The sequence below is a fragment of the Streptomyces sp. URMC 127 genome (genome assembly GCF_051386535.1).
Taxonomy (GTDB): domain Bacteria; phylum Actinomycetota; class Actinomycetes; order Streptomycetales; family Streptomycetaceae; genus Streptomyces.
The window spans coordinates 23,297-30,554 of record NZ_JBPQTW010000065.1 but is presented as its reverse complement, the minus strand read 5'-3'; the positions used below and the strand labels follow the sequence as shown (position 1 = coordinate 30,554).

General features: G+C 74.3%; 6 protein-coding genes and 1 pseudogene. 5 read left to right on the top strand and 2 right to left on the bottom strand.

All coding sequences use genetic code 11. The features are described from left to right. On the top strand, positions 1 to 909 hold a 909-nt coding region (locus tag ACSNOH_RS16225; protein WP_436722039.1), incomplete at its 5' end, for an ATP-binding cassette domain-containing protein. Here ACSNOH_RS16225 and ACSNOH_RS16220 read toward each other — a convergent pair. Together ACSNOH_RS16220 and ACSNOH_RS16215 are read right to left on the bottom strand one after the other, a co-directional pair. After that, positions 835 to 1,260, bottom strand: a pseudogene (locus ACSNOH_RS16220) (LuxR C-terminal-related transcriptional regulator); the annotation flags it as partial. The gene ACSNOH_RS16225 and the pseudogene ACSNOH_RS16220 overlap by 75 nt on opposite strands. Positions 1,261 to 1,616: 356 nt before the next feature. Then, positions 1,617 to 2,255, bottom strand: a complete 639-nt coding sequence (locus ACSNOH_RS16215; protein WP_436722038.1) for a TetR family transcriptional regulator — start codon at positions 2,253 to 2,255, stop codon at positions 1,617 to 1,619. Between the two features lie 220 nt (positions 2,256 to 2,475). On the opposite strand from ACSNOH_RS16215, the gene ACSNOH_RS16210 reads away from it, so the two are divergent. The 4 genes from ACSNOH_RS16210 to ACSNOH_RS16195 all read left to right on the top strand — a co-directional run bounded on the left by ACSNOH_RS16210 (position 2,476) and on the right by ACSNOH_RS16195 (position 7,217). Next, a complete protein-coding gene (locus tag ACSNOH_RS16210) occupies positions 2,476 to 3,858 on the top strand; it encodes a glycosyltransferase family 4 protein (RefSeq protein ID WP_436722037.1) in 1,383 nt (460 codons plus the stop codon). A gap of 538 nt (positions 3,859 to 4,396) precedes the next feature. Continuing rightward, positions 4,397 to 5,140 carry a class I SAM-dependent methyltransferase gene (locus ACSNOH_RS16205; protein WP_436722036.1) on the top strand — a complete coding sequence of 248 codons (744 nt, stop codon included), beginning with the start codon at positions 4,397 to 4,399 and terminating at the stop codon, positions 5,138 to 5,140. Further along, positions 5,137 to 6,219 (top strand): prenyltransferase, encoded by a 1,083-nt coding sequence (locus tag ACSNOH_RS16200; RefSeq protein ID WP_436722035.1) that lies wholly within the window; start codon positions 5,137 to 5,139, stop codon positions 6,217 to 6,219. Before ACSNOH_RS16205 ends, ACSNOH_RS16200 begins: the two co-directional genes overlap by 4 nt. A gap of 185 nt (positions 6,220 to 6,404) precedes the next feature. Beyond that, positions 6,405 to 7,217 (top strand): maleylpyruvate isomerase family mycothiol-dependent enzyme, encoded by an 813-nt coding sequence (locus tag ACSNOH_RS16195; RefSeq protein WP_436722034.1) that lies wholly within the window; start codon positions 6,405 to 6,407, stop codon positions 7,215 to 7,217. The last annotated feature ends 41 nt before the right edge of the window (positions 7,218 to 7,258 follow it).

Below are 7,258 nucleotides of genomic sequence, written 5' to 3'. Positions count from 1 at the left end.
CCCGCCCTCCGCCTCCGCCGCCTCACCTTCGCCTACGGAGACCACGCCGACCCCGTCGTCCGGGACCTCGACCTGGCCCTGCCCCCCGGCGCGCACCTGGCCGTCGTCGGCCCCAGCGGCGTGGGGAAGTCGACGCTGGCCGGGCTGATCGCGGGCCTGCTGCGGCCCGGCGGCGGCGAGGTCACCGTCGGCGGGCACCGGGCGGAGACGGCCGCGGCCACCGCCCGGCGGGTGCTGATCCCGCAGGAGGCGTACGTCTTCTCGGGGACGCTCGCCGCCAACCTCGGCTACCTGCGCCCCGGCCCCGCCCCCGTACCGGAGGAGGAGCTGCGGGCCGCCACGGAGGCGCTCGGCATGACGGAACTCGTCCGCCGCCTGGGCGGCTTCGCGGCGCCCCTCGCCCCCGCGGAGCTGTCCGCGGGCGAGCGGCAGCAGATCGCGCTCGCCCGCGCCTACCTGTCGCCCGCGCCGCTCGCCGTCCTGGACGAGGCGACCTGCCACCTCGACCCCGCCGCGGAGGCCCGCGCCGAACGGGCCTTCGCCCGCCGCCCCGGCGGCACCCTCGTCGTCATCGCGCACCGCGCCGCTTCGGCCCGCCGGGCGGGCCTGGTCCTGGTGATGGACGGGGCGGACACGGTCTGCGGCGACCACCACGAGCTGCTCGCGCGCTCGCCGCTCTACCGGGACCTCATGGGCGAGGGCGCGGGCGAGGGAGAGGACGCGGGCGAGGACGCCGGCGGGAAGCACCCGTCACACCCACCCCGCCCCCCGCGAGATGCGGATCGCGTCGACCCGGTTCCGCGCCCCGGTCTTGCGGGTGATGGCGGCCATGTAGTTGCGCACCGTGCCGTTCGACAGGTGCAGGCTGCGGGCGATCTCCCCGACGGACGCCCCTTCGGCCGCGAGTGACAGCACGCTCAGCTCTCGTCTGGTGAGGGGGATCTCCGCGGCCTCCAGGAAGCCGAAGCCGAGCGCCTCGTCGATGTACCGCTCGCCCTTCGCCACATGCCGTATCCCCTCCACCAAGCGGTCCGGTGAAGCGTTTTTGCTCAGGTATCCCAGGGCCTTCTCCTCGTACGCCCGGCGCAGGGGCCCCGGCCGTCCCGCGCTGACCAGGGCGAGCAGCGCGGCCCCCGCCCCGCCGGTCCCGTTCGTCCCGCTCGCGCCGCCCGCCTCACCAGTGCCGCCTGCGTCGTCCGTGCCGCCCGCCCCGCACAGCTCGCCCAGCCCGCGCGGCCCGCCGGCCTCCGGGCTGTCCATGTCCACCACGCACACGTGCGGCCGCAGCGAGCGCGACACGTCCGCCGCGCGCTGCCAGGACGCCGAGGAGACGTCCAGGTCCGGCTCCCTGCCGAGCAGAAACGCCAGCGCTGTGCGCAGCAGATAGGTGTCATGTACCAGAAGTACCCGGATCACGGTCCCCGCCTTCCCGCTTCCCGCCTCCCCCGCGCAGCGAGCGCTGCACCGGACACGAGGCCCATTCATACCGGCGTGTGCCACCGCGACGGGCGCGTATACCTGACATGGAGGGGGCGCAAGGGCGCATGATTCACGCCACGTGCGCCCCAAGTTCACTCGAAAGCGCCCCTCATGAATCGGGTGCCGGGGGTAGCGCGTCAGGCTTGTTGTGGGGTAGTGAGCCGGATGAGGCGGCAGACGGTCTCGATGTCGATCCGCACCTGCGCGATGGAGGCGCGCCCCGAAAGCCAGGTGATGAGCGCCGAGTGCCAGGTGTGCTCGATGACGCGGACGGCGGAGAGCTGGTCGGGGGTGGGCGGCCCGCCCGGCCCCATGGCGTCCAGGATGATCGCCGTGGTGAGCCGGGAGACGGTGTCGACCTCGGTGCTCACCGAGCGGTCGGCGAAGGTGAGGGCGCGCACCATCGCGTCGGCCAGGTGCGGTTCGCGCTGCATCGAGCGGAACGCCCGCATCAGGGTCCGGGCCACGCGCGCGGCCGGGTCGGGGTCCGTCGGCGGGCGCTTGCGCAGCGTGCCGTGCAGCTGCTGCAACTGGTCCTGCATGGTGGCGACGAGCAGGTGGATCTTGGAGGGGAAGTAGCGGTAGAGCGTGCCGAGCGCGACGCCCGCGGCCTCGGCGACCTCCCGCATCTGTACGGCGTCGAAGCCGCCGCGGCTCGCGAGCTCCTCGGTGGCCCGCAGGATCCGGCGCCGGCGCGCCGCCTGACGCTCAGTCAGGGGGAGGCTGGGTCCGGCGGGCACGGCCCGCGCGGGCGGCGACTTGGGTTCCGTCGTCATATGTCCCATTCCGTGGCATCCATCCAGGGTGTCCGTACGGCCCGGACGGCACAGCATGGCAGGGGCCGGGCCGTGGCGCGAATCACCCGATCCGGTCCTGGCGACTGCCCTTGCGGCCGGTAGATTCGAGGCTTCTGGACGACCCAGTCTGAAACTTGTTCTAGATTAGCGCGACCGGTTACGCTCCGGCCGGAACAGCAGCCAGAAGGAGGCCGGGGGAGTGACCGCTGAGGCCACTGAGGCAGCTCTCGCAGCGCACGCGCGGGACGCACGCCGGGACGCCCTCCACGACACGGGCGGGGCGGGCGCGGACGCGGGCGATCCGGGCGACCGTCCCCTGCGCATCGCACTGCTCACCTACAAGGGCAACCCCTTCTGCGGCGGCCAGGGCGTCTACGTGCGCCACCTCTCCCGCGAACTCGCCCGCCTCGGGCACAGCGTCGAGGTCATCGGCTCCCAGCCGTACCCCGTCCTCGACGAGGGCGTGACCCTCACCGAGCTGCCGAGCCTGGACCTCTACCGCCAGCCGGACCCCTTCCGCACCCCCGGGCGCGACGAGTACCGCGACTGGATCGACGCGCTGGAGGTCTCCACCATGTGGACGGGCGGCTTCCCCGAGCCGCTCACCTTCAGCCTGCGCGCCCGCCGTCACCTCGCCGCGCAGCGCGGGCGGTTCGACGTCGTGCACGACAACCAGACGCTCGGCTACGGGCTCCTGGGCGGCCCCGCCGCGATCGGCGCTCCGCTGGTCACCACGATCCACCACCCCATCACCGTCGACCGGCAGCTCGACCTCGACGCCGCCGCCGACTGGAAGCGGCGGGCCTCCGTACGGCGCTGGTACGGGTTCACGCGCATGCAGAAACGTGTCGCCCGGCGGCTGCCGTCCGTGCTGACCGTCTCCGGCTCCTCGCGCCAGGAGATCGTCGACCACCTCGGCGTACGGGCCGAGCGGGTGCACGTGGTGCCGATCGGCGCCGACACGGACCTGTTCTCGCCGGACCCGTCCGTGCCCGAGGTCCCGGGCCGGATCGTCACCACCTCCAGCGCGGACGTGCCCCTCAAGGGCCTGGTGCACCTGATCGAGGCCCTGGCGGTGGTCCGCCGCCGGCACCCGGACGCGCACCTCGTCGTCGTCGGCAAGCGCGCCGAGGACGGGCCGGTCGCCACCGCGATCCGGCGCTGCGGGCTGGGGAACGCCGTCGAGTTCGTCAAGGGCATCACCGACGCCGAACTGGTCGATCTCGTGCGGTCGGCGCAGGTCGCGTGCGTGCCGTCGCTGTACGAGGGCTTCTCGCTGCCGGCCGCGGAGGCCATGGCCACGGGGACGCCGCTCGCCGCGACGACCGGGGGCGCCATCCCCGAGGTCGCGGGCCCCGACGGCGAGACCTGCCTCGCCGTCCCGCCCGGCGACCCCGGAGCGCTCGCCTCCGCCCTCGGGCGGCTCCTCGCCGACCCCGGCCTCCGCCGCCGCCTCGGCGCCGCGGGCCGCGAGCGCGTCCTCTCCCGCTTCACCTGGCGCGAGGCCGCGATCGGCACGGCACGCCACTACCGCGAGGCGATCGCCCTCGCGGGCGGCGCCCGCGCCGGACGGCGCGCGTAGTGCCCGCCGCACGCACCAGCGCCCCGGCGACCCGGCCCCGCCGGGCCACGCCGCGGGGTGTGCTCGCCGTTGCAGCGGGGAGTTGTGGAGCTGCGCCGCTCCGGCGTGGGCAGATAGTGCCCGCCGCGGCGGCGCCCGGCCACGACGCTGCGTCCCGGCGGTGCCCTACGACCGCCGTCCGGCACCGCCGGACTCCGCCGTGCGGCTTGCTCGCCGTTGCGGCGGAGGGTTGTGCCTGCGGCACGTATGGAGCGGCAGACGGTTGCCGCGGCGTCAGTCGCAGACCTGGCGGACCGTGCTGCCGACACGAACTTTCCGCCGCGGTGGCGCTCAGCCCCCATGGCGCGTTCCGGCGGTGCCGAACCGAGCCCGCCCGGCACCGCCGGGACACGCCGCGGCACGCGCGGGGAACCGCAGACGCTGCGCTCCAGCGCGCACGGGCCGCCGTCGCGGCAGCCCGGCGGTGCCCTGCCGCCCGCCGTAACCCTTACGCACCCGGAAACAACCACCCCGTCCCGCCGGCCGAAAGCAAATACCCGTGCTGACCGTCGATTTCTCCCGCTTCCCGCTCGCCGCAGGCGACCGCGTCCTCGATCTGGGCTGCGGCGCGGGACGGCACGCCTTCGAGTGCTACCGGCGCGGGGCGCGCGTCGTCGCGCTGGACCGCAACGGCGAGGAGATACGCGAGGTCGCCAAGTGGTTCGCCGCCATGAAGGAGGCGGGTGAGGCCCCCGAAGGGGCCACCGCCACCGCCATGGAGGGCGACGCCCTCGCGCTGCCCTTCCCCGACGACAGCTTCGACGTCGTCATCATCTCCGAGGTCATGGAGCACATACCCGACGACAAGGGCGTGCTCGCGGAGATGGTGCGCGTGCTCAAGCCCGGCGGCCGGATCGCCGTCACCGTGCCCCGCTACGGGCCGGAGAAGATCTGCTGGGCCCTCTCGGACGCCTACCACGAGGTCGAGGGCGGCCACATCCGCATCTACCGCGGCGACGAACTCCTCGGCAAGATGCGCGAGGCCGGCCTCAAACCGTACGGCACGCACCACGCCCACGGCCTGCACAGCCCCTACTGGTGGCTCAAGTGCGCCTTCGGCGTCGACAACGACAAGGCGCTGCCCGTCCGCGCCTACCACAAGCTCCTGGTCTGGGACATCATGAAGAAGCCCCTGGCCACCCGCCTCGCCGAGCAGGCCCTCAACCCGCTCATCGGCAAGAGCTTCGTGGCGTACGCGACCAAGCCGCACCTGCCCGCCGGCCGCGACGGGGTGGCGGCGTGACCACCTTCAGCCGCGGCTCCGGCCGCACCGAACGCCTCGTCCTGCCCGGCGTCCTGACCGCGGAACAGGTCGCCGGCACGGTCGCCGGCATCGCCGCCGCCCAGCGCGCCGACGGCGCCATCCCCTGGTTCCGCGGCCACCACCTCGACCCCTGGGACCACGTCGAGGCCGCCATGGCCCTCGACGCCGCCGGCGAGCACGGCCGCGCCGAGGCCGCCTACCGCTGGCTCGCCCGGCACCAGAACCCCGACGGCTCCTGGTACGCCGCCTACGCCGACGGCGCCGCCGACGAGCCCACCGACCGCGGCCGCGAGAGCAACTTCGTCGCCTACGTCGCGGCCGGCGTCTGGCACCACTACCTCGCCACCGGCGACGACGCCTTCCTCGACAGCATGTGGCCGACCGTCTACGCCGCCGTCGAGTTCGTCCTGCGGCTCCAGCAGCCCGGCGGGCAGATCGGCTGGAAGCGCGAGGACGACGGCACGCCCGTCACCGACGCGCTGCTCACCGGCTCCTCCTCCATCCACCAGGCGCTGCGCTGCGCCCTGGCCATCGCCGAGCACCGCGAGGAGCCCCAGCCCGACTGGGAGCTCGCCACGGGGCTGCTCGCGCACGCGATACGCCGGCACCCCGAGCGGTTCCTCGACAAGAGCCGCTACTCGATGGACTGGTACTACCCCGTCCTCGGCGGCGCCGTCACCGGCGTGGCCGCCAAGGAGCGCATAGAGGAGGGCTGGGACCGCTTCGTCGTCCCGGGCCTCGGCGTGCGCTGCGTACTGCCCAACCCGTGGGTGACGGGCGGCGAGAGCTGCGAACTCGCCCTCGCGCTGTGGGTGATGGGCGAGTCCGACCGCGCCGTGCAGATCCTGCAGTGGATCCAGCACCTGCGCGCCGAGGACGGCATGTACTGGACGGGCTACGTGTACGACGACGACGCCGTCTGGCCGGAGGAGCGCACCACGTGGACGGCCGGTTCGCTGCTCCTCGCGGCGGCCGCGCTCGGCGGCGACGAGGCGACGACGGCGGTCTTCGGCGGGGAACGCCTCCCGGCGGGCCTGGAGCCGGACTGCTGCGCGTAACGCGTACGGCCTCCGGCGGGGGCGGGGCCTTGCCGATGCCGGGGGCCGCGCACTCCGCCGGAACCGTGCCGCTACGCCGGGCCTGACGGCCCTTCCCGCCCCGCCGCGCTGAACAGGCAAAAAGCGGAATTCGAACTACCGCGCCCGCCAGGGTCGTTGTCAGAGGGCGGTCCTACAGTGAGGTCATGACGACGACGCTCAGCTTCGACCGCTACTGTTCCGAGATCCTCGACCAGACCCGCCTGCTGTGCGGCGCCCTGGGCGAGGGCGCCGATGTTTCTGTCACCGTGCCGACCTGCCCCGAGTGGACGCTGGGCCACCTCCTCGTGCACGTGGGCCAGGCCCACCGCATGGCCACCCGCCTCGTGCGCGAGCGGGTCACGGAGTTCGTGCCGCCGGCCACCATCGTGCAGGGCCTGCCCCAGCCCGCCCCGGGCGACCCCTCCGCGGAGGATCTGCCCGGCCTCACCGCCTGGCTCGCCGAGGGCGCCGAGGCGCTGGTGGCCGTGCTGCGCGAGGCGGGCCCCGACAGCCCGGTGTGGACGTTCTCCGAGCAGCAGCGGTCCGCCTTCTGGGCCCGCCGGATGGCGCACGAGACCCTCATGCACCGCGCCGACGCCGTGGGCGCCCTGGGTCTTCCCTTCACGGCCGACCCGGCCATAGCGGCGGACTGCGTCGACGAGTGGCTGGAGATCCTCACCTTCCCGGCGGCGCTCGCCTTCAAGCCGCGGCTGAAGGAGCTGCCGGGCCCCGGCCGCACCCTCCACCTGCACGCGACCGACACCCCGGCGGAGCTCGACGCGGAGTGGTTCATCGACTGCACCGGCGAGGGCATCACCTGGCGCCGGGCCCACGAGAAGGCGGCCGTGGCCGTCCGCGGGCCCATGACCGACGTGCTCAGCGTCCTCTACCGGCGCCTGCCCGCCGACAGCGACCGCGTCGAGGTCGTCGGCGACCGCGAGCTGCTCGACTTCTGGCTGGAGCGCGCCGAATTCTGACGGCCTCTCCGGGGGACGCCATGTCCACCGAGCCCGCCCGC